Raw genomic sequence first — 20,525 nt, 5'->3', positions numbered from 1 at the left:
TCCGATCGTAGGGACGTACGGGCGGCCATGTCACCGTCGTGTCGCATATTGAGACACGATCGTCCACAATGCGGGACAAGAGCAAGCTTGCCGCGCCGCGCGCGCCGGACCGGGGCCGATCGGCTCCCTCGGTCATCTACGGGTCGGACGCGTCCGTCTCATTATGTGGCGCAGTGGCTGTCCGGGCTCCTACCCGGCGTCGGCACGCCTTACGTATCGGACCGCCTATCCGCCGAGTGGGATGTCCGAACCCGTCACGGAGATCTCCAGGCCGTTCTTCGTCGGCTCGATCCTCTGCAGCTTCAGGCCGTTCGGCAGGGCCCCGATCTCCCGCTCAAAGTCGGTCTTCCTGCGCACCAGACCTTCGAGGCCGGGGATGCCTTCGCCCGGCACCTTGTCCGCGTGCACCCGGATGGTGTGGCCGTCGACCAGGGTGACGGTGGAGGTCACGCTGCGCTTGAGCGTGCGGCCGAGGATCTCGACGGAGCCGGTCACCTTCACCTTGCCGTTGCCGCCGTACTGGACGACGACGCCGTCGTCGGCCGCGTGCGTCAGGTCCTCGTACGAGACGGTCGCCGTGCCCGTGGCCCGGGCGGCGGTGGCGCTGGAGAAGCCGTTGGCCAGCGTGACGTCGTGAAGTTCGGCGTTCATCTTGCTGATCCGGATCCTGCGGCCGCCGGCGTCGGTCTCGATGCCGGCGAGCTCGATGTCGACCTCGTCGAGCGAGGATCCGGCGACCTGCGTCAGGAACGGGAAACCCTTGATGGAGATGTCCGTCGAGTCGATCGTGGAGCCGCTGATCCCGACCCTGCCCTCGGCCTCCGACTCGGCGAAGTACACCGCCGCCCGGTCGACGGCGATGAAGATGCCGCCCAGAACCACCACCATGATCAGCAGTATTCGCAGTGCGCGCATGCCTGTTCTTCCCCCACCCTGCACCCGATCCGGCCGGACCCGCCTGGTGTCCGTGAGCCTACTGCGGCTGCACGGCACCCCCGGGGTGATCGACGAGCCGGGGGCCCTCCCCGGTTCCCGGGCCGATGTACAGGTATCGGACCGGGCCGGGGCGGGTGGGCCGCAGGGATCGTGCCGGGTCAGGAGAGGGCGCGGCCGATCAGATAGACGGCGGGCGCCGCCGCGGTCAGCGGCAGCGCCACACCGGCGGTCATGTGCACAAAACGTGACGGGTAGTCATAGCTGGCCACCCGCAGCCCGATCAGCGCGCAGCCGCCGGCCGCGAGCCCGAGGAGGGCGCCCTTCGCGCCGAGGTCGGTGAGCCCGCCTGCCGCGACACCGGCGCCCGCGGCGACGAGCAGCGCCACCACGACCGAGACCGGTCCGGGCAGCGGCAGCGCGCGGGCGAGCACCGCGACCGCGACGGCGGCACCACCCACCGTCACCGCGCCCGGCACCGCCGCGAGATGCCCGGCGGCGAGGATCGCCAGGGCCGCCGAGGCGACGGTGGCCATCAGCCCGTACATCCGCTCGTCGGCGCCCGCGTGGCTGCGGAGCTGGAGGACGACGGTGAGCAGCACCCAGATGCCGAGGGTGCCGAGGATCGCCGCAGGGGCGTTGTCCCGTCCGGCGACGAGCAGCACGACATCGGCGACGAACCCGCCGGCGAAGGCGAGTGCGATGCCCTGCCGGGCCGGCCACATGCCGTTCAGCCGGAACCAGCCCGCCGCGGTCACGGCCTGGAGCAGCACCAGCGGCACGAACAGGGCGTACTGCCCGAGCGCGGCACCGAGGGCGAGCAGCAGCCCGAGACCCGCGGTGATCGCGGCCGGCTGCATGCCCGGCGCGATGATCGGCGAGCGGCCCTCGGCGCGGGCGCGCTGGGCGTCGGTGACGCGGCTGTTGCCCAGGGTGGTGGGCGCGCTGTAACCGGAGGTGTCGGCCCCCGTCGCGGTGTCCGGGGCGACACCGGTCGGCGCCGCCTCGGCAACCGCCACGGGCGGGACCTCGGGGGGCAGCGGATACGAGCCGGAGGCGCCCTGTGGAGCGGGACGGCCGTCGGCGGCGGTGGCGACCGGCCGCTGAGGCTGTGCCGGCCGGCCCGGGTAGGCCTGGTCGTACTGCTGCTGCGCATACGGCTGCTCGTACTGCTGCTGCCCGTACTGCTGGTCGTACTGCTGCTGGTCGTACGGCGGCTGCTGGTACTGCGGCCGGCGCTGTGCGGGCCGGACGGTCGGCTGGTACTGGGTGTCCCAGGTCTGCCCCTCCCACGTCTGCGTCGCACCGGAGTCCTGGAACGCCTGGCCGTCCGGGTCGTACGGGGCTGCCTGCTGCCCGTACGGCTGCTCGCCGTACGGCTGCGGCTCCTGCCCGTGTCCGTACGCGTGCCCGTACCCGGACTCCTGTCCGTACGGATGCTGCTGATCGCTGCTGCTCATGTGCTGCGGTTCACCCTCCTGCGAACGGCGGGAGCACCTCGACCGTGCCGCCCTCGGCAAGGCGTACGGTCTCATGGCTGCGGGTCCCGACGGGGTCACCGTCGATCAGGAACGAGCACCGTTGCAGCACCCGGGTGAGCTCACCGGGGTGTCGCTCACGCACCGCGTCGAGCGCCTCGGCGAGCGTCGCAGCTGCGTACGGCTCCTCGGCGGTTCCGGCGGCCGCCTTGGCGGCGGCCCAGTAGCGGATCGTTCCCGCTGGCATGGCGGCGCTCCCTTCGTCTCGCGTCAGCTGTCCATCATGAATCACGCGGCGACCGACCAGTCCGCGATGCGGGTGAGCAAGTTCTCGTCCGCCGCGTTCTCGGCGTGCCCCATGCCCCGCTCCAGCCACAGCTCGGCGCCGCCCTGTGCCGCGTCCACCAGCATTCTTGGGTGGTCGAGCGGGAAGTACGGGTCCTTGTCGCCGTGCACGATCAGCAGCGGGGCCGGGGCGATGAGCGGGACCGAATCGACCGGGGAGAGCGGCACGGGGTTCCACTCGTTGTGGTCGATCCGGGTGCGGAAGCCGTACCGGCCGACCAGCCGGCCGGTGGGCCGGGTCACCACCCAGTGCAGACGTCGCATTGGAGCCGTGCCCCGGTAGTACCAACGGGCGGGAGCACTCACAGCAACCACTGCATCCGCGTGCGCTTCTGTGCGCCCCCCGTGCGCGGGAACGGTGAGGGGAAGCTGTTCCTCGGCGGCAGGCGTGTCGGGCGCCGTATACAGCGCGCCGTGGCGCAGCACGACGGAACCACCCATCGAGAATCCGACCGTAACCACCCGGCGGTGCCCGAGGGAGCGCGCCCAGGCCACCGCGGCGGCCAGGTCCAGCACCTCGCGGTCACCCACCGTCGACCGCCCGCCGGAACTTCCGTGCCCTCGGAAGGAGAACGTGATCACGGTTGCACGCTGGGCAAACACCCGCGCCGCGCGCCGCACGGCGGGCCGGTCCGCCGATCCGGTGAAACCGTGCGCGATCACGATCGCCGTATCGGCGGCGACCGGGTCGGCGGCGGGCCCGGCACCTGCCGCACACGGTTCGTACACCGCCTCGATCGACAGCCCGTCATCGGTCCGCAATGTCGTACGCCGGGCCCCCGGGGTGATCAAGCAAACAGAAGAACTCCGAAACGAACTCTCGGACACAGAACTCATGTGGGCTATTCTGCTGGGAAGAGGATCCGGGCAATGCAGCCCCCGGGTCCTTTTGTGCTTTCCGCGCGTTGTTACGACGACGTTTCGACAAGCTCAGCGGTCCCGGGGCGTGGGGCCGCACCGTAAAACCCGTATGACAGATGTCCTACGGCCGCACCGAACCGTACGAAGAAGTGCCGCATACTCCCCCGGGCCCCACCCGGGAGTGCCCCTCTCGCAGGGAACGAGGAGGACCGACGTAATGGGCGAGCAAGGCGAGCAAACCGTGCATGATCATCGACCGACTACCCGGGCAGGTGGGCGGCGATGAGTTCACTGCTGCTTCTGACGAATGCCCTCCAGCCGTCGACGGAGGTGCTTCCCGCCCTCGGTCTGCTCCTGCACAGTGTGCGGGTGGCCCCCGCCGAAGGACCCGCTCTCGTCGACACCCCCGGTGCCGACGTGATCCTGGTCGACGGCCGCCGCGACCTGCCGCAGGTGCGATCACTGTGCCAGCTGCTGCGGTCCACCGGACCGGGCTGCCCGCTGATCCTCGTCGTGACGGAGGGCGGTCTCGCGGCCGTCACCGCCGACTGGGGCATCGACGACGTGCTGCTGGACACGGCGGGACCGGCCGAGGTGGAGGCCCGGCTGCGGCTCGCCACCGGCCGGCAGCAGCTCACCTCCGACGACTCCCCGATGGAGATCCGCAACGGCGACCTGTCGGTCGACGAGGCGACGTACAGCGCGAAGCTGAAGGGCCGGGTCCTCGACCTGACCTTCAAGGAATTCGAACTCCTCAAGTACCTCGCGCAGCACCCGGGCCGTGTCTTCACCCGCGCCCAGCTGCTCCAGGAGGTCTGGGGCTACGACTACTTCGGCGGTACGCGGACGGTCGACGTCCATGTCCGGCGACTGCGCGCCAAGCTCGGCCCCGAGCACGAGTCGCTGATCGGCACGGTCCGCAACGTCGGCTACCGCTTCGTCACACCGGAAAAGGTGGAGCGCGCGGCCGGGGAGGCCAAGGCCCAGGCCGCGGCCCGGACGGCGGCGGCCGCACCGGCCGAACCCGTCACCCACCCGGAGCACTCGGAGGTAGCCGAGGTCACGGAAGAAGCCCCGGTCCGGCCTGCCAAGAGGTAGTTCCATCCGCGTAGACTGCCGCGCGTGGCCAAGGTGACGCGGGACGATGTGGCGAGACTGGCGGGGACGTCGACCGCGGTCGTCAGCTACGTCATCAACAACGGACCCCGGCCGGTTGCCCCGGCCACGCGCGAGCGGGTACTCGGCGCGATCAAGGAGCTGGGTTACCGGCCGGACCGGGTTGCCCAGGCGATGGCGTCGCGGCGGACCGATCTCATAGGAATGATCGTCCCGGACGCCCGGCAGCCGTTCTTCGCGGAGATGGCGCACGCGGTCGAACAGGCCGCGGCCGAGCGCGGGAAAATGGTCCTCGTCGGCAATTCCGACTACCGCGACGAGCGCGAGGTCCACTACCTGCGGGCCTTCCTCGGAATGCGGGTCTCCGGGCTGATCCTGGTCAGCCAGGGCCCCAGCGAGCGGGCGGCGGCCGAGATAGAGGCGTGGGACGCACGGGTCGTGCTGCTGCACGAGCGGCCGGAGGCGATCGACGACGTCGCGGTCGTCACGGACGACATCGGCGGCGCGCAGCTGGCCACCCGGCACCTGCTCGAACACGGCAACGCGTACGTCGCGTGCCTCGGCGGCATGGAGACGACCCCGGCGGTCGGCGACCCGGTCGCCGACCACGTCGAGGGCTGGCGCCGGGCGATGCACGAGTCGGGACGGTCGACGGAGGGCCGGCTCTTCCAGGCCCCGTACAACCGTTACGACGCCTACCGGGTGGCGCTCGGGCTGCTCGCCGGCCCGGACCGCCCGCCGGCGATCTTCTGCTCGACGGACGACCAGGCCATCGGGGTACTGCGGGCTGCGCGCGAACTGCGGATCGATGTGCCCGGGGAGCTCGCGGTGGCGGGCTTCGACGACGTGAAGGAAGCGGGTCTGACCGATCCGCCGCTGACCACGATCTCCTCGGACCGCCCGGCGATGGCCCGGGCCGCGGTGGACCTGGTGCTCGACGACTCGCTGCGGGTGTCGGGGTCCCGGCGGGAGCGGCTGAAGCAGTTCCCGTCGGCGCTGGTGGTGCGGCGGTCGTGCGGGTGCGGGGAGCCGGCGGCCGGTCAGGGGCGGTAGGCGGCGACGCCTGTACGGCCTTTATATCGGGCATACGAGGTTCTGCCGGGCTTCTCAGGACGTGCTCAGGCTTCTCTCATGTTCGCTGGACACAGTCGGGGACATGACTGAGAGCCAGCGCCCGAGCGGCGAGTACCCGATGTACCCCTCGTACGGCAACGGCGACGCGGCCTACCCGCCGCCGCCTGCGCACCAGCCCGCGCAGCCGATCTCCACGGGCCCCGGAACGACCGTGTGGCCCGGCAGCGGCGGCGCCGGCCACAGCGGTGGCGACGGCTACGGCAGCTTCGGTCACGGGCTGCCGCAGCCCGCCCCTCAACCATCCGGGCACGGGCGCCGGGCCAAGCGGCCGGTCGCCCTGCTGGCGGCCGTGGCCGTCGCGGCGGCGGTCGTCGGCGGTGTCACCGCCACCGCCGTCGGTCAGCTCACCGGCACGGGTTCCAGCGGCACCGACAGCGGCTCCGTGGTCAGCGGCACGACCGTCTCGCAGAGCAGCACAGGCACCGTCGCCGGTGTCGCGAAGGCGGTGTCGCCGACGATCGTCGAGATCGGTGCGACGTCGACCGCGGGCGAGTCCACCGGCTCCGGCGTGATCATCACGTCCGACGGCGAGATCGTCACCAACAACCACGTCATCGCGGGCGCCTCGTCGATCAAGGTGACGCTGAGCACCGGCAGGACGTACACCGCGAAGGTCGTCGGCACGGACGCCGACAAGGACCTGGCGCTGATCGATCTGGAAGGCGCGAGCGGGCTGAAGACAGCCACGCTCGGCGACTCCTCCGGGATCAAGGTCGGCGACCAGGTCGTCGCGATCGGCTCGCCCGAGGGCCTCACCGGCACCGTCACCAGCGGCATCGTCTCCGCGCTGAACCGCGATGTCACCGTCGCCAAGGACAGTGAGGGCGGTCAGGGCCAGGGGCAGCAGGGCGGCGGCAGCGACTGGCCGTTCGAGTTCGGCGGACGGCAGTTCAACGGCGACACCGGCAACTCCACCACGACCTACAAGGCCATCCAGACCGACGCCTCGCTCAACCCCGGCAACTCCGGCGGCGCGCTCATCAACATGAACGGCGAGATCATCGGCATCAACTCCGCGATGTACTCCGCGAGTTCATCCGGCGGCTCGAGCAGCTCCGGTGCGGGCAGCGTCGGTCTCGGCTTCGCCATCCCGGTGAACACGCTCAAGGCCGACCTCGACACCCTGCGGGACGGCAACGGCTCCTGAGGAGATCAGCCATGAACCACCCGTCCGACACCCCCACCGGCCCGGCGGACCTGAAGCTGCCGCTCGCGTCGGCGGCTCGGTCCGCCGCGACGGCCCGGCCCGCTCCGGAGCTCCGTGCGACCACCACGATCACCGCCCGCCGCAGACGCCGGGCCGCGCGACGCCGCGCCACGGCCGTGACAGGCTGAAGGCACCCCGGCAGAGCAGAGAGAAGAGGACGACGAGCGATGAGCCCCGCCGAAGACGATCCGCAGCGCATCCTGATCGTCGACGACGAGCCGGCCGTGCGCGAGGCCCTGCAGCGCAGTCTCGCCTTCGAGGGATACGGCACACAGGTCGCCGTCGACGGAATCGACGCACTGGCCAGGGCGGAGTCGTACGCCCCCGATCTGATCGTCCTCGACATCCAGATGCCGCGGATGGACGGCCTGACCGCCGCCCGCCGCATCCGTTCCACCGGCTCCACCACACCCATCCTGATGCTCACCGCCCGCGACACGGTCGGCGACCGCGTCACCGGGCTCGACGCCGGCGCCGACGACTATCTGGTCAAGCCCTTCGAACTGGACGAGCTCTTCGCCCGCATCCGGGCCCTTCTGCGCCGCAGTTCGTACGCGGCCGCGGCGGGCGGCGACGTCCCCGACGACAATGTGCTGTCCTTCGCCGATCTGCGGATGGACCTCGCCACCCGCGAGGTCACCCGTGGTTCGCGCCGGGTCGAGCTGACCCGGACCGAATTCACCCTGCTGGAGATGTTCCTGGCCCACCCGCGGCAGGTGCTGACCCGCGAGCAGATCCTGAAGGCGGTCTGGGGCTTCGACTTCGAACCGAGCTCCAACTCCCTGGACGTGTACGTGATGTACCTGCGCCGCAAGACGGAAGCGGGCGGTGAACCGCGGCTCGTGCACACGGTGCGGGGCGTCGGATACGCGCTGCGGGCCGGCGGGGGTGACGGGTGACGGGCCCGCTGCACCGGATCCGCGCGCTGCCGCTGCGCTCCCGGCTGGCGATGCTGGTCGCGACCGCGGTGGCCGTCGCGGTCGCGGCGGTGGCTCTGGCCTGCTGGCTGACCACGCGGGACCGGCTGATCGAACAGCTCGACTCGAGCCTGCGACAGGTCCGTCCCACCGGGGCCGACGTCGACGTCCTCACGCGGGCCTGCGCCGACCCGGACGAAGTCCTGTTCCTCCCCACGTCCTACACGCTCCAGCTGGTGCTGGCGACGAGCACGACGCCCTGCACCCAGCCGGAGAAGTCCCCGATCCCGGTGCAGCTCGCCGACCGGGCCGTCGCCGCCGGGGTGCGGAGGGACGCAGTGCACACCACCGAGGCGAAGGACGGCACCGAGATGCGCGTCTACACCTCGGCCGTTCACGGTCCGGGAAGCCGCCCCGGGATCGCCGTATCCGTGGCCCTGCCCATGAAACAGGTCACCGACCCCCTCGACCAGCTGGCGCTCGTCCTGCTCTCCGTCTCCGGCATCGGTGTCATCGGCGCGGGCGCCGCCGGGCTTTGGGTCGCCCGCACCGGCCTGCGCCCCGTCGACGAGCTCACCGAGGCCGTCGAGCATGTCGCCCGCACCGAGGACCTCACGCTCCGCATCCCGGTCGAGGGAGAGGACGAGATCGCCCGGCTCTCCCGCTCCTTCAACTCGATGACTGCCGCCCTCGCCAGCTCCCGCGACCGGCAGGCGCAACTGATCGCGGACGCCGGACACGAGCTGCGCACGCCGCTGACCTCGTTGCGTACGAACGTGGAACTGCTCGCCCGCAGCGAGGAGACCGGCCGGCCGATCCCGCCGGACGACCGCAAGGCGCTGATGAAGTCGGTCACGGCGCAGATGACCGAGCTGGCGTCGCTCATCGGCGACCTCCAGGAACTGGCCCGCCCGGACGCGGCCCAGCCCGGCCCGCTCCAGGTCGTCGGCCTGCACGACATCGCCTCGACCGCGCTGGAACGGGCACGGCTCCGCGGCCCGGAGCTGACCATCACCGCGGACCTCGAGCCCTGGTACGTACGGGCTGAGCCGGCGGCACTGGAGCGGGCGGTCGTCAACGTCCTCGACAACGCCGTCAAGTTCAGCCCGCAGCACGGCACGGTCGCCGTGGCCCTGCACAGCGGGGAGCTGACCGTGGTGGACCAGGGCCCGGGCATCCCCGAAGAGGAACTCCCTCACGTCTTCGAGCGCTTCTGGCGCTCCCCGTCCGCCCGCCAGCTGCCGGGTTCTGGCCTGGGCCTGTCGATCGTCGCGCGCACGGTCCAGCAGGCGGGCGGCGAGGTCGCGCTGCGCCGGGCGCCCGGCGGCGGCACGGAGGCATCCCTCCGGCTGCCGGGCGCCCCGCAGCCGCCGCCGGAGTCCACCTGAGCCGCCGCGGCGACCGCTCAGGACCCGGAGTTGTGCCGGATCAGTGATGCGACCAGGCCGGGCCGGGTGGCGGGGAAGTCCAGCGGGACGATCCCGAGCCCGGTCCAGCCGGACGCCTCGGAGCCGTCGAGGAACGACTGCACCTGCGGGTTGAGCCGGTCCGCGTTCCAGCGGGGCGGCATCAGGGCCGCCGTGCTCACGTAGTTCATGAACAGCTTCCCGGGCTGCTGCGCGGCCTTGCGGAACTGGGACTCGATCTTCGGGTACTTGGCGAACGGCTCCGCCATGTAGTCGTCCTGGATGTCGAAGAGCGCGGGATCGGCGTAGCGGACGCCGGGCAGTCCGCCGTTGTCGGCCAGCAGCACGACCTTGCCGCGGGCTTCGCCCAGCACGGGCAGTGCGGGGTCGATCCGGAAGAGCGGCCGCCAGCCCTTCGCGTCGAGGTACAGGTCGAAGATCCGCCGGAACTCGGCGTCGCTCTCCTCGGAGTACTCCTGCTTGACCCGCATCAGCACGGTCTCGGTGGGGCGCTCGGCCAGGAAGTCCCAGCAGGCGCCGAGGACGTCACCGAACATCAGGTTCTGGTAGAAGGCTCCGTGATGGATCGCGAAGGAGTCGCCGGTGACCCGGCACCGTACGTCGAGAAAGCGGATGCCGCTGCCCAGCTGCTCGGCGACGGTGGTGTTCTGGCACTCGGTCCACGGGCCGCCGTAGCGGGCGCCGGAGTCATGTGTTCCGGGGATGGTCAGACGTTGTACGCGGGTGCCGTCGGCAAGTCCGGCCATCCAGTCCTGCGTGGTGAGAGCTGCCCGGCGGGGTGCGGCAGTCGCGGATTCCGTCCCGACGAGAGCGGTGGCGGAGAGGGCGAGTGCGCCGGCTAAGAAGGTTCTGCGGGTACTCATGCGGGTGCCTCCGTCGGCTGTGTGGGGGGTCAGCCTTCGGAGTATGACGGGTACACGCCATAACGGGAACGGGGCCGCGTGGCCCGGACACGGGCGCCCGCCGCCCCTAGACCGTGGCCGGGCCCGTCGCCTGACGTACCGCCGCCACGGTGCTCGCCTCCACCGCGGCGACGCCCGCCTCGCTCGCCGGCCCCAGACCGTGGCGGGCGGCGAGCCATGAGGCGTCGTTGCAGGTCACCCAGGTGTCACCGGCGGCGTCCTGCCAGGCCAGCGCCTTTGACGGGAGGTCGATGCCGGCGGTCTGCCGGTCCTGCATCAGCTGCGTGCCGCCCTCGGGCTTGCCGAAGATGAGCAGCTCGGTGGGCCTGAGTTCCAGGCCGATGCGGGCGGCATGGTCCGCATGGTCGATCCGTGCGAACACCTGGAAGCCCGAGGCGGTGATCGCCTCCTGGAGCCGGTCGATCGTTTCGCGGACGGACCCGTTGCAGGCGACGGTGACCAGGCCGTCGTCCGCGTCCGCTTCGGCTTCTGCAGTCATGTTTCCGACACTAGGCGAGGCCCGGGCCCGAACCCGTGACGACAGCGGGGCGGTGGGCCGGATGGCCCACCGCCCCGCTCACTCGATCCCCGGACCTACTGGATGACCGTGATCCGGTCCGTGGCCGGCGGTGCCAGCGGCGCCGTGGCCGTGGAGTGCGCCGCCAGGTACGCGTTGAACAGATCCAGGTCGGACGCGCCGACCAGCTTGTCGGTGCCCTGTCCGAGCGCCGCGAAGCCGTCGCCGCCGCCCGCGAGGAACTCGTTCATCGCGACGCGGTACGTCTTGGCCGGGTCGATCGCCGCACCGTTCAGCTTGATCGTGTCGACGACGACGCGGGCCGCGCCCGTCTTCGTCATGTCGAGCGTGTACGTGAGGCCCTTGGACACCTGAAGGATCTTCGGGCTGGCCTCGTTGGCGCCGCTGACCTGCTGCTGGAGCGCGCTGATCAGCTGGGCACCGGTCAGATTGACGACATTCATCATGTTGGTGAAGGGCTGCACGGTGAACGACTCGCCGTACGTCACCACCCCGTCGCCCTCACTGCCGGTCGACTTGTACACCAGGTCCGCCCGGATGCCGCCCGGGTTCATGAAGGCGACGACCGCCCCGCCCTTGTCCGCCGGCGCGAGGCCCTCCAGCTGCGCGTCGGCGATGAGGTTGCCGAGCGGCTTCTCGGGGGCCGTGGAACCGCGGCCGTTGATGTCGGCGCTGATGAAGCCCTGCGGCCTGTTCGCGATCGGGGCCGCGAGGATGTTCCAGCGGGCGATCAGGGCCGTCATGTCGGTGGCCTTGGGCTGGTCCCGGGTGACGATGTGGTTCGCCGAGGTCGGGTTCGAGGAGCTCGACGACTTCACCGACGTACGCACGATGTCCTTGGTGCGGCGGTCGTACGTCAGGGTCGTGTCCGTGTACAGCTTGCCGAACGACGCCGCCGAGGTGACCAGGCGCGGGTTGCCCGCCGGGTCCGGCACGGTGCACACGTACGCCTGGTGCGTGTGACCCGTGACCAGCGCGTCGACCTTCGGGCTGATGCCCTTGGCGATGTCCACGATCGGCCCCGAGATGCCGTCACCGGCGCCGGGGCTGTCGCAGTTGTAGTTGTACGAGGAGGAGGCCGGGGCCCCGCCCTCGTGGATGAGCGCGACGATGGACTTCACGCCCTGCCGGTCGAGCTCCTTGGCGTACTTGTTGACCGTCTCGATCTCGTCGTGGAACTTCAGGCCCTTGACGCCGTTGGCGGTGACGATGTTCGGCGTGCCCTCCAGGGTCACCCCGATGAAGCCGATCTTGACGCCGTTCTTCTTCCACACCGTGTACGGCTTGAGGATCGGCTTGCCGGTCTTCTCGTCCGTCACATTGGCGGCGAGGTACGGGAAGTCCGCGCCCTGGAACTTCTTGCCCTGCTCGTAGCACCCCTCGACGGGGTGGCAGCCGCCGTTCTGGAGGCGGGCCAGCTCGACGGCGCCCTCGTCGAACTCGTGGTTGCCGACGCTCGTCACATCGAGGTCTATCTTGTTGAGCGCCTCGATGGTCGGTTCGTCGTGGAAGAGCCCGGACAGCAGCGGGCTCGCGCCCACCATGTCGCCGCCGGCCGCGGTGATGGAGTACGGGTGGCCCTTGCGCGCCGTGCGCAGCGAGGAGGCGAGGTACTCGACACCACCGGCCGGGATCGTCTTCGTCGTGCCGTCGGCCTGCGTCTCGGTGACGTTGCCGGCCGAACCGGCCGGCGGCTCCAGGTTGCCGTGCAGGTCGTTGAAGGACAGCAGCTGGACGTCGACGGTGCGCGCGGGCGTGTGGTGCCCGTGACCGCGGTCCTGGGCGCCGGCAGGCATCGCCGCGACGAGTGCGCCGACGGTGGCCAGCCCGGCCGCGGCGGCGAGCACCCGCCGTGACGCGCGGTTCTTCTGCGGTGTCGCTGACATCGGTCCCCTTGTGAGTTCAGCGGGAGGGTTCGGCCCGCAGCCTAGAGTCAACGCGCGTAGCGCGACAGGTGTTTCGCGTTACGAACCGGTTGCCATGTGGTCAGTAAGGGGATCAACTCCCCCGCACCGCCCACAGCTCGCACCTGTCCGGTCGAAAACGTCACGGCAATGGCCGAGCCCCGCGACACCCCGCTGTCCCCCCTCACGGCCTCGCCCCGCCGTACGCTCGTACGCATGACGACTGATGTACCCCTCCCCGCCCCCGGGCGTGAGATCCGGACGCTCGACGTGCTCTCCGCCGACCAGGCCGGAGCCGTTCTCGATCTGCTCGACGAAGCGACTCGCGCCGACGGCAGGCCCGCGGTCTCCGAGCAGGGCCGGCTGCAGCTCAGGGGCGGGCGCCGGGAGGGTGTGCGCCACCTTCTGCTCACCAGCTCGGGCACCCTCGTCGGGTACGCGCAGCTGGAGGACACCGACCCCGTCGAGGCGCCGGCCGCCGAGCTGGTCGTGCACCCCGCGCACCGCGGCCAGGGGCACGGCCGGGCGCTGGGTGCCGCCCTGCTCGCCGCGACCGGGAAGCGGCTGCGCGTCTGGGCGCACGGCGGGAAGTCCGCGGCGCGCCACCTCGCCCAGGTCCTCGGCCTCTCCCTCTTCCGTGAGCTGCGTCAGCTGCGCCGCACCTTGAGCCCGCTGGACATGGCGGAGCCCGTACTGCCGCCTGGCGTCACCATCCGCACCTTCGTGCCCGGCCAGGACGATGCCGCGTGGCTCACGGTGAACAGCGCCGCTTTCGCCCACCACCCCGAGCAGGGGACGCTCACCCAGCGCGACCTGGACGACCGCAAGTCGGAGCCGTGGTTCGACCCGAAGGGCTTCTTCCTGGCCGAGCGCGACGGCGAGCTGATCGGTTTCCACTGGACCAAAGTGCACGCCGAGGAGCAACTCGGCGAGGTGTACGTCCTCGGCATCCGGCCCGACGCGCAGGGCGGCGGCCTCGGCAAGGCGCTCACCGCGATCGGGCTGCGCCATCTGGCCGCAGAGGGGCTGCCGACCGCGATGCTCTACGTGGACGCGGACAACAAGGCGGCCCTGACGGTGTACGAACGGATGGGCTTCGCCACCCACGAGGTGGACCTGATGTACCGCACGGAGTCCTGAAAAGCCGGTTCGGAGCCCTGAGCAGCCCGCCCTGAGCCCTGGGCGACACGGCTTTCCCGAGGGGCGGCGTCCCTTGACGCCGCCCCTTCTTTTCGGCACCCTTTCACTACTCAATTAGTGAAAGGGGTGAACATGGCAGAGTCCGCAGCGGTCGAGTTCCGCATCGACCGGCGCAGCGGCGTCGCCACGTACCTCCAGATCGTCCAGCAGACCAAACAGGCCCTCCGCCTCGGCCTGCTGGAGCCCGGCGACCGGCTGCCCACCGCACGCGAGGTCGTCGAGGCCACCGCCATCAACCCGAACACCGTGCTCAAGGCCTACCGGGAGCTGGAGCGCGAAGGTCTCGTCGAGGCCCGGCGCGGGCTCGGCACGTTCGTGCGCCGGACCCTCGGTTCCACGGCCACCACGGACACGCCCCTGCGGGGCGAACTCACCGACTGGGCCCGCCGGGCGCGGGAGGCGGGACTGGAGCGCGACGACATGAACGCGCTCTTCACCGCCGTACTGGACAGCACGTTCAAGGGGGACAGCCACACATGACAGGCGCTGCGATCGAGGCGAACGGCCTCGGCATGAAGTACCGGCGCAGGGCCGGGGGGTGGGCGCTGCGCGGCTGCTCGTTCCGGCTGCCCACGGGGCGCGTGTGCGCGCTCGTCGGGCCCAACGGCGCAGGCAAGTCCACCCTGCTCGCCCTCGCCGCCGGGTTCCTGCGGCCGGTCGAGGGAACGGTCCGGATCCTGGGCACCACCCCCGCTGAGGCGCGGTCCAGGATGGCGTTCGTGGCCCAGGACAAGCCGCTGTACCCGCAGTTGACGGTCACCGAGACGCTCTGGGCGGGCGCCGAGCTGAACCCCGCCACCTGGGACCAGGCCGTCGCCGAGCGCGTCATCGGGGACCTGCCCGGGGACGCCAGGGTCCGTACGCTCTCCGGCGGACAGCGCACCCGCCTGGCACTCGCCCTCGCACTCGGCAAGCGACCCGAACTGCTGCTGCTCGACGAGCCGATGGCCGACCTCGACCCGCTCGCCCGCCACCAACTGATGGGCGTCCTGATGGCGGAGGCCGCCGAGCACGCCACCACCATCGTGATGTCCTCGCACATCCTCGCCGAGCTGGAGGGTGCCTGCGACTACCTCCTGCTCGTCGACGGCGGCCGGGTTCGCCTCGGCGGCGAGACGGAGGACATCCTCGCCGCGCACGCCCTGCTGACGGGTCCGGTACGGGACCTGGCACCGCACACCGTCGTCGAGTCCCGCACGACGGGACGGCAGCTGACCGCACTGGTACGGAGGGAGGGCCCGGTGGACGACTCGGCCTGGGAGACCGTGGAACCGTCGCTCGAGGAGCTGCTGCTGGCGCATCTCCGGTCACCGGAGGCACCGGCGCTGCTGATGCCGAGCGCCGAGGCCGGCAGGGAGGTGGCTGCCGTATGAGCGCCATCGGTCTGCGTGCACCCGCCGCACCCGCCGCCGGGTTGCGGGGCCCCATCCGCGTCCTCCTCCGCCAGCACCGCCGCTCCCTGTGGGCGGCCTGCGCGCTGCTGGTGCTGGGCATCGGCATCGTGGTCGGGCTCCGGATCTGGGTCGCGGTCGCGAGCTCGGCCGAACGCTGCGCCGACGGCGACACCACCCGCTGCGGCGACGGCTCCTACCTGACCACATACGCCCGCACGGCCGGCGAGAACTATCTGGCGAGCGGTGGTACGGCCGTCCTGCTGCTCGCCGGGCTCGTCGGCGTCTTCGTCGCCGGACCGCTGATCGCCCGCGAGCTGGAGAGCGGCACGTTCCGGCTCGCCTGGGCCCAGTCGGCCTCCCCGGCCCAGTGGCTGGCGGCCCGGCTCGCCCTGCCTGCGGCCCTGGCGACCGCCGGGATGACCGTTCTGGTCCTCGTCTACCGCTGGGGCCGGTCGTACCTGCTCGAGAGCCCGTATCCGTCCGGGCTCACCTGGTCCGCTCAGGGCGTCTACCCGGCCATCGGGCCGGTCGTGTTCGGATATGCGCTGCTGGCCGTGGCCGTCGGCGCCCTGTGCGCCGTGGTGGTACGCCGTACCGTCCTGTCCATGAGCCTCACGGCCCTCGTCCTGGGCACGGTCATGCTCGGGTTCGGCAAGCGCCGCTACGAGCTCTGGCCGACCGTCCGCGCCCTCGGTGGCGACTACCCGAGCGGTGACGCCTGGTACACCGAGTCGGGCATGCTCACCGCCTCGGGCAAGGAGATCTACTGGAAGGACTGCATCCCGGCCGGCTCGCCGGAGTCCTTCACGAGTTGCCTGCGCAACCGGGGCGGCATCACGAACTTCGCCGACTACCACCCCGCCTCGCACTTCTGGCCGCTCCAGCTGGTCGAGACCGGCATCCTGCTCGTCCTCGCCGCCGCTGCCGTCGCCCTCGCCTTCCGCGTGCTGCGCCGCCGCCACGGCTGATCCGCCCCGACCTACCAGCGGGGTCCGGGCCGCACAGGGGGCGGCCCGGACCCCGCACAGGCGGCCCGCCGCCGCAACTGCGCACCCGCTACACCGCTTCCTGCACGTCATGTCGCCGTTACCGGCCATTCAGACGCGCTTGCAACCCTCTCAGGATGCAGCCAGCTGTGCCGACCCCCCGCAACGGGAAAATTCCCGGCAGAGACCGTGCGATTCCCGCGATCTCCGTACCGTCCGACGCGCCCCAGGGGCCTTCCGCGCGGAACAATAGGGCCATGAGCCAGCAGCCCAGCTCCGAGGTCCCGGTGCAGCCCGCCGCGCAGCCGTCCATCGGCTCTCTCGCCGCGCACCGTCCGCATGCCGTCGCCTCGGCGAACGGCGGACTTTCCACCGCCGCCGACCTCGATCCCGACCTCGACGCGGACGCGGATGCGTACGAACCCGATGTCGACGGCGACGAGCTGCCCCATGGCCGGTTCCTGGACCGGGAGCGCAGTTGGCTCGCCTTCAACGAGCGAGTGCTGGAACTGGCCGAGGACCCCGCTACGCCCCTCCTCGAACGGGCGAATTTCCTCGCCATCTTCGCCTCTAACCTGGACGAGTTCTTCATGGTCCGGGTGGCGGGTCTCAAGCGCCGTATCGCGACCGGCGTCGCCACCCGCTCCGCCTCCGGCCTGCAGCCCCGCGAGGTCCTCGACCTGATCTGGACCCGGTCGCGCGAGCTCATGGCCCGGCACGCCGCCTGCTACCAGCAGGACATCGCGCCCGCACTTTCCGACGAGGGCATCCAGCTGATCCGCTGGCCGGAGCTGACCGAGAAGGAACAGGCCCGCCTGTTCACCTTCTTCCGGCAGCGGGTCTTCCCGGTACTGACGCCGCTGGCCGTCGACCCGGCGCACCCGTTCCCGTACATCTCGGGCCTCTCCCTGAACCTCGCGGTCGTCGTACGCAACCCGGTGAGCGGCCACCGCCACTTCGCCCGCGTCAAGGTGCCGCCGCTGCTGACCCGGTTCCTGGAGGCGTCTCCGCAGCGGTACGTCCCCATCGAGGACATCATCGCCGCGCATCTGGAAGAGCTCTTCCCGGGCATGGAAGTCCTTGCCCACCACATGTTCCGGGTCACCCGGAACGAGGACCTGGAGGTCGAGGAGGACGACGCCGAGAACCTCCTCAAGGCCCTGGAGAAGGAGCTCATGCGGCGCCGTTTCGGCCCGCCGGTGCGCCTGGAGGTCGAGGAGTCCATCGACCCGTACGTCCTGGACCTGCTGGTCCGCGAGCTCAAGGTGTCCGACGCCGAGGTCTACCCGCTGCCCGGACCGCTCGACCTCACCGGACTGTTCGGCATAGCGTCGCTGGACCGGCCGGAGCTGAAGTTCCCCAAGTTCATCGCGGGCACCCACCGCGATCTCGCCGAGGTCGAGTCCGCCTCCGCACCGGACATCTTCGCCGCGCTGCGCGAACGCGACGTGCTGCTGCACCACCCGTACGACTCGTTCTCCACCTCCGTCCAGGCGTTCCTGGAGCAGGCCGCGGGTGACCCGGACGTCCTCGCGATCAAGCAGACGCTGTACCGGACCTCGGGCGACTCACCGATAGTCGACGCGCTGATCGACGCCGCCGAGTCCGGCAAGCAGGTCCTCGTGCTCGTCGAGATCAAGGCCCGCTTCGACGAGCAGGCCAACATCAAGTGGGCGCGCAAGCTGGAGGAGGCCGGCTGCCATGTCGTCTACGGCCTCGTCGGGCTGAAGACCCACTGCAAGCTCTCGCTCGTGGTCCGCCAGGAGGGCGACACGCTGCGCCGCTACTCGCACGTCGGGACCGGCAACTACCACCCGAAGACGGCGCGGCTGTACGAGGACCTCGGCCTGCTGACCGCGGACCCGCAGGTCGGGGCGGATCTCTCCGACCTGTTCAACCGGCTCTCCGGCTACTCCCGCCGCGAGACGTACCGTCGGCTGCTCGTCGCCCCGAAGTCCCTGCGCGACGGACTCATCTCCCGCATAAACAAGGAGATCGCGCACCAGCGAGCCGGGCGCCCCGCCTACGTGCGCTTCAAGGTCAACTCGATGGTCGACGAAGCGATCATCGACGCCTGCTACCGGGCCGCCCAGGCGGGCGTGCCGGTGGACATCTGGGTACGCGGCATCTGCGCGATCCGCCCCGGCGTCCCCGGCCTCTCCGAGAACATCCGGGTCCGCTCGATACTGGGCCGCTTCCTCGAACACTCCCGGGTCTTCTCGTTCGGCAACGGCGGCGAACCCGAAGTGTGGTTCGGCAGCGCCGACATGATGCACCGCAACCTCGACCGCCGGATCGAAGCGCTGGTCCGCGTCACGGACCCCGCCCACCGCGTCGCGCTCAGCCGGCTCCTGGAGACAGGTATGGCCGACACCACCTCTTCCTGGCACCTCGGTCCCGACGGGAACTGGACCCGGCACGCCACGGACGCGGACGGCCAGCCGCTGCGGCACGTCCAGGAAATGCTCATTGACGCCCGGAGGCGCCGGCGTGCGACGCCCTGACCCCCAGACGACGACCCGGACGGACGTGTCCGCGGGCGCGGTCCTCGGCCCCTACCTGCAGGAACAGGCCGCGGACTTCCTGCGGAGCCTGCGGCTGCTCCACGAGAACAGCGCTCCCACCGACGCCGGGTCCGTCGCCGCCGAAGAGGCCGCCTGCGCCCTGCGCCGGTCGGCCCGCCGCATCAGCGGCACCCTGCACACCTTCCGCTCGGCACTGGAACCGGGCTGGGCGGAACAGCTCCGTACGGAACTGGCCTGGCTCTCCGGCACCTTGGCCCGCGAGCACGCGTACGCGACCCGGCTCACCCGGCTGCTGGACGCGCTGCACGCCCTGTCCGGCACCGCGCTGCCCGCGCCCCGCGCGAAGACCACGGGCAGCGCACCCCGCGACACCGATGCCGCCCAGCACGAAGTCGCCCAGCAGGCCGTCGTCCACGCCAAGGAACGTGCCGCGCTCGATGTCGGCGCGGCCCGGGCCGGGGCGCTGCTGGAGCGACAGCTGACCCTCGCCAGGACCCGCGCGCACTCGACGGCGCTCCAGGCGCTCGGCTCGTCCCGGTTCCACGCCGTCGCCGACGCGGTCGCCCTGCTCGCCTCCGAGGTCCCGCTCTCCGCCGCGGCCGGCGCCCCGGCCGTCGAGATGCTGCACGGGCCCGCCGACCGCGCCGAACAGCGGCTGCTCGGTGCGGTGGCCGCGCTCCCGGCGGACGAGGCGGTCGAGCCGTACAACGAGGCGTACGACGCGCCCTGGCACCAGACCCGCCTTCTGCTGCGACTGCACCGGTATGCCCACGAGGTGGTACGCGGCACCCCCGACCCGGTCCTGGCCGCGCCCGGGCACGCGCTCGACGTGCACCGGGACGCGGCGGAGGCGGCCGCGGCGGCGGCAGCGGCGGCCCGCACACCCCGGATCGCGCCGGCCACCGCGTACGCCCTGGGGGTGCTCCACGCCGACCAGCGGCACGAGGTGGAGACGGCCCGTGGGGTTTTCCGTGAGACCTGGCCGTATGCGGCGGCCGTGACCGCGCCATGACCGGTACGGCCGTGCAGGCCGCGGGGTGCGTGCTGTGGCGCCGGTCGCCGCACTCCGGAGAGCTGGAGATCTGCCTGGTCCACCGGCCCCGCTACGACGACTGGTCGCACCCGAAGGGCAAGCTCAAGCGTGGCGAGCCGGCGAGGGACGCCGCCCTGCGCGAGGTCCTCGAGGAGACCGGGCACCACTGCGTACCGGGTGCCCCGCTGCCCACCGTCCGGTACGTCGCGAACGGCCGGCCCAAGGAAGTCACGTACTGGGCGGCCGAGGCGACGGACGGCGCGTTCGTCCCGGGCGACGAGGTGGACCGCATCCTCTGGCTCTCCCCGGAAGCGGCCCGCACCCGCCTCACCCAGCCCCGTGACCGCGCCTTGCTGGACGCACTGCTGACCGCCCCGCCGACGGCATAGGGGCGCTTTCAAGCCACCCGGCGATCGAGGGGCCGTGGGCCACACCGGGCCCCGTTCACCACACGCTCCGCGCTCATCCCGCAACCGCAACGCGATGGCCGCACCGCACCGCCCGCCACGGTTCACCTTCCGTTCACTCTCCCCCGTAGGCCACTTCACCTGTTCTGCCTAATTTCGGCAGTGCACGGTGCGCGGCGAAACGCCGCACCACCCACCACATCGCACGCCGTCGTAGA

20 protein-coding genes are annotated in these 20,525 nt (G+C 71.3%); 13 read left to right on the top strand and 7 right to left on the bottom strand.

Annotation, left to right across the window (positions count from 1 at the left end):
* Positions 1–225: 225 nt before the first annotated feature.
* The 4 genes from OG963_RS24835 to OG963_RS24820 form a co-directional block, all read right to left on the bottom strand.
* On the bottom strand, positions 226–915 hold the full coding sequence (locus OG963_RS24835) for a DUF2993 domain-containing protein (protein ID WP_093778000.1): 690 nt from the start codon (positions 913–915) through the stop codon (positions 226–228).
* A 179-nt stretch (positions 916–1,094) separates the two neighbouring features.
* Positions 1,095–2,393 carry a hypothetical protein gene (locus OG963_RS24830; protein WP_371799466.1) on the bottom strand — a complete coding sequence of 433 codons (1,299 nt, stop codon included), beginning with the start codon at positions 2,391–2,393 and terminating at the stop codon, positions 1,095–1,097.
* 10 nt (positions 2,394–2,403) lie between these two features.
* On the bottom strand, positions 2,404–2,658 hold the full coding sequence (locus OG963_RS24825; RefSeq protein WP_030925031.1) for a MoaD/ThiS family protein: 255 nt from the start codon (positions 2,656–2,658) through the stop codon (positions 2,404–2,406).
* A gap of 41 nt (positions 2,659–2,699) precedes the next feature.
* Positions 2,700–3,593 carry an alpha/beta hydrolase gene (locus tag OG963_RS24820; RefSeq protein ID WP_371799465.1) on the bottom strand — a complete coding sequence of 298 codons (894 nt, stop codon included), beginning with the start codon at positions 3,591–3,593 and terminating at the stop codon, positions 2,700–2,702.
* Between the two features lie 306 nt (positions 3,594–3,899).
* Here OG963_RS24820 and OG963_RS24815 point away from each other — a divergent pair, with 306 nt between their 5' ends.
* The 6 genes from OG963_RS24815 to OG963_RS24790 all read left to right on the top strand — a co-directional run bounded on the left by OG963_RS24815 (position 3,900) and on the right by OG963_RS24790 (position 9,379).
* Positions 3,900–4,715, top strand: a complete 816-nt coding sequence (locus OG963_RS24815) for a response regulator transcription factor (RefSeq protein ID WP_093778006.1) — start codon at positions 3,900–3,902, stop codon at positions 4,713–4,715.
* Positions 4,716–4,739: 24 nt separating this feature from the next.
* Positions 4,740–5,786: a LacI family DNA-binding transcriptional regulator gene (locus OG963_RS24810; protein ID WP_030925025.1), complete on the top strand. Its 1,047-nt coding sequence runs from the start codon at positions 4,740–4,742 to the stop codon at positions 5,784–5,786.
* A 103-nt stretch (positions 5,787–5,889) separates the two neighbouring features.
* Positions 5,890–7,014 (top strand): S1C family serine protease, encoded by a 1,125-nt coding sequence (locus OG963_RS24805; protein ID WP_093778008.1) that lies wholly within the window; start codon positions 5,890–5,892, stop codon positions 7,012–7,014.
* An 11-nt stretch (positions 7,015–7,025) separates the two neighbouring features.
* Entirely contained in the window at positions 7,026–7,202 is a 177-nt protein-coding gene (locus OG963_RS24800) for a hypothetical protein (protein ID WP_176902352.1), read from the top strand.
* A 39-nt stretch (positions 7,203–7,241) separates the two neighbouring features.
* Positions 7,242–7,973 carry a response regulator transcription factor gene (locus OG963_RS24795; RefSeq protein WP_030925019.1) on the top strand — a complete coding sequence of 244 codons (732 nt, stop codon included), beginning with the start codon at positions 7,242–7,244 and terminating at the stop codon, positions 7,971–7,973.
* Positions 7,974–8,023: 50 nt separating this feature from the next.
* On the top strand, positions 8,024–9,379 hold the full coding sequence (locus tag OG963_RS24790) for a sensor histidine kinase (protein WP_371800322.1): 1,356 nt from the start codon (positions 8,024–8,026) through the stop codon (positions 9,377–9,379).
* 17 nt (positions 9,380–9,396) lie between these two features.
* Here OG963_RS24790 and OG963_RS24785 read toward each other — a convergent pair whose 3' ends face one another.
* The 3 genes from OG963_RS24785 to OG963_RS24775 all read right to left on the bottom strand — a co-directional run bounded on the left by OG963_RS24785 (position 9,397) and on the right by OG963_RS24775 (position 12,744).
* On the bottom strand, positions 9,397–10,281 hold the full coding sequence (locus OG963_RS24785) for a phosphatidylinositol-specific phospholipase C (protein WP_093778010.1): 885 nt from the start codon (positions 10,279–10,281) through the stop codon (positions 9,397–9,399).
* Positions 10,282–10,387: 106 nt separating this feature from the next.
* The gene (locus tag OG963_RS24780; protein WP_037822716.1) at positions 10,388–10,819 is read right to left on the bottom strand and encodes a DUF302 domain-containing protein; all 432 of its coding nucleotides are present in this window, start codon (positions 10,817–10,819) and stop codon (positions 10,388–10,390) included.
* Between the two features lie 95 nt (positions 10,820–10,914).
* Positions 10,915–12,744 carry a bifunctional metallophosphatase/5'-nucleotidase gene (locus OG963_RS24775; protein ID WP_319329570.1) on the bottom strand — a complete coding sequence of 610 codons (1,830 nt, stop codon included), beginning with the start codon at positions 12,742–12,744 and terminating at the stop codon, positions 10,915–10,917.
* A 234-nt stretch (positions 12,745–12,978) separates the two neighbouring features.
* Here OG963_RS24775 and mshD point away from each other — a divergent pair, with 234 nt between their 5' ends.
* The 7 genes from mshD (at position 12,979) to OG963_RS24740 (ending at position 20,289) form a co-directional block, all read left to right on the top strand.
* On the top strand, positions 12,979–13,902 hold the full coding sequence (gene mshD / locus OG963_RS24770; protein ID WP_093778014.1) for a mycothiol synthase: 924 nt from the start codon (positions 12,979–12,981) through the stop codon (positions 13,900–13,902).
* A gap of 132 nt (positions 13,903–14,034) precedes the next feature.
* Positions 14,035–14,442: a GntR family transcriptional regulator gene (locus tag OG963_RS24765; RefSeq protein WP_030925008.1), complete on the top strand. Its 408-nt coding sequence runs from the start codon at positions 14,035–14,037 to the stop codon at positions 14,440–14,442.
* On the top strand, positions 14,439–15,335 hold the full coding sequence (locus tag OG963_RS24760) for an ABC transporter ATP-binding protein (RefSeq protein WP_319329565.1): 897 nt from the start codon (positions 14,439–14,441) through the stop codon (positions 15,333–15,335). Before OG963_RS24765 ends, OG963_RS24760 begins: the two co-directional genes overlap by 4 nt.
* On the top strand, positions 15,332–16,324 hold the full coding sequence (locus OG963_RS24755; protein WP_371799464.1) for an ABC transporter permease: 993 nt from the start codon (positions 15,332–15,334) through the stop codon (positions 16,322–16,324). Before OG963_RS24760 ends, OG963_RS24755 begins: the two co-directional genes overlap by 4 nt.
* Positions 16,325–16,599: 275 nt before the next feature.
* The gene (locus tag OG963_RS24750; protein WP_030924999.1) at positions 16,600–18,846 is read left to right on the top strand and encodes an RNA degradosome polyphosphate kinase; all 2,247 of its coding nucleotides are present in this window, start codon (positions 16,600–16,602) and stop codon (positions 18,844–18,846) included.
* Entirely contained in the window at positions 18,833–19,879 is a 1,047-nt protein-coding gene (locus OG963_RS24745; RefSeq protein WP_319329558.1) for a CHAD domain-containing protein, read from the top strand. The genes OG963_RS24750 and OG963_RS24745 overlap by 14 nt, the downstream gene beginning before the upstream one ends.
* On the top strand, positions 19,876–20,289 hold the full coding sequence (locus OG963_RS24740) for an NUDIX hydrolase (RefSeq protein ID WP_093778018.1): 414 nt from the start codon (positions 19,876–19,878) through the stop codon (positions 20,287–20,289). The genes OG963_RS24745 and OG963_RS24740 overlap by 4 nt, the downstream gene beginning before the upstream one ends.
* Positions 20,290–20,525: the final 236 nt, after the last annotated feature.

It is taken from the genome of Streptomyces sp. NBC_01707 (genome assembly GCF_041438805.1).
GTDB lineage: Bacteria > Actinomycetota > Actinomycetes > Streptomycetales > Streptomycetaceae > Streptomyces.
Note: the sequence above shows the minus strand (reverse complement) of the source record. Positions and strands in the feature narration are given on the sequence as shown.

What these genes read in the sequence shown, in the direction of transcription:
- OG963_RS24835 (WP_093778000.1), bottom strand. Translation starts at nt 915, where the DNA reads ATGCGCGCACTGCGAATACTGCTGATCATGGTGGTGGTTCTGGGCGGC.
- OG963_RS24830 (WP_371799466.1), bottom strand. Translation starts at nt 2,393, where the DNA reads ATGAGCAGCAGCGATCAGCAGCATCCGTACGGACAGGAGTCCGGGTAC.
- OG963_RS24825 (WP_030925031.1), bottom strand. Translation starts at nt 2,658, where the DNA reads ATGCCAGCGGGAACGATCCGCTACTGGGCCGCCGCCAAGGCGGCCGCC.
- OG963_RS24820 (WP_371799465.1), bottom strand. Translation starts at nt 3,593, where the DNA reads ATGAGTTCTGTGTCCGAGAGTTCGTTTCGGAGTTCTTCTGTTTGCTTG.
- OG963_RS24815 (WP_093778006.1), top strand. Translation starts at nt 3,900, where the DNA reads ATGAGTTCACTGCTGCTTCTGACGAATGCCCTCCAGCCGTCGACGGAG.
- OG963_RS24805 (WP_093778008.1), top strand. Translation starts at nt 5,890, where the DNA reads ATGACTGAGAGCCAGCGCCCGAGCGGCGAGTACCCGATGTACCCCTCG.
- OG963_RS24800 (WP_176902352.1), top strand. Translation starts at nt 7,026, where the DNA reads ATGAACCACCCGTCCGACACCCCCACCGGCCCGGCGGACCTGAAGCTG.
- OG963_RS24795 (WP_030925019.1), top strand. Translation starts at nt 7,242, where the DNA reads ATGAGCCCCGCCGAAGACGATCCGCAGCGCATCCTGATCGTCGACGAC.
- OG963_RS24790 (WP_371800322.1), top strand. Translation starts at nt 8,024, where the DNA reads ATGCTGGTCGCGACCGCGGTGGCCGTCGCGGTCGCGGCGGTGGCTCTG.
- OG963_RS24785 (WP_093778010.1), bottom strand. Translation starts at nt 10,281, where the DNA reads ATGAGTACCCGCAGAACCTTCTTAGCCGGCGCACTCGCCCTCTCCGCC.
- OG963_RS24780 (WP_037822716.1), bottom strand. Translation starts at nt 10,819, where the DNA reads ATGACTGCAGAAGCCGAAGCGGACGCGGACGACGGCCTGGTCACCGTC.
- OG963_RS24775 (WP_319329570.1), bottom strand. Translation starts at nt 12,744, where the DNA reads ATGTCAGCGACACCGCAGAAGAACCGCGCGTCACGGCGGGTGCTCGCC.
- mshD (WP_093778014.1), top strand. Translation starts at nt 12,979, where the DNA reads ATGACGACTGATGTACCCCTCCCCGCCCCCGGGCGTGAGATCCGGACG.
- OG963_RS24765 (WP_030925008.1), top strand. Translation starts at nt 14,035, where the DNA reads ATGGCAGAGTCCGCAGCGGTCGAGTTCCGCATCGACCGGCGCAGCGGC.
- OG963_RS24760 (WP_319329565.1), top strand. Translation starts at nt 14,439, where the DNA reads ATGACAGGCGCTGCGATCGAGGCGAACGGCCTCGGCATGAAGTACCGG.
- OG963_RS24755 (WP_371799464.1), top strand. Translation starts at nt 15,332, where the DNA reads ATGAGCGCCATCGGTCTGCGTGCACCCGCCGCACCCGCCGCCGGGTTG.
- OG963_RS24750 (WP_030924999.1), top strand. Translation starts at nt 16,600, where the DNA reads ATGAGCCAGCAGCCCAGCTCCGAGGTCCCGGTGCAGCCCGCCGCGCAG.
- OG963_RS24740 (WP_093778018.1), top strand. Translation starts at nt 19,876, where the DNA reads ATGACCGGTACGGCCGTGCAGGCCGCGGGGTGCGTGCTGTGGCGCCGG.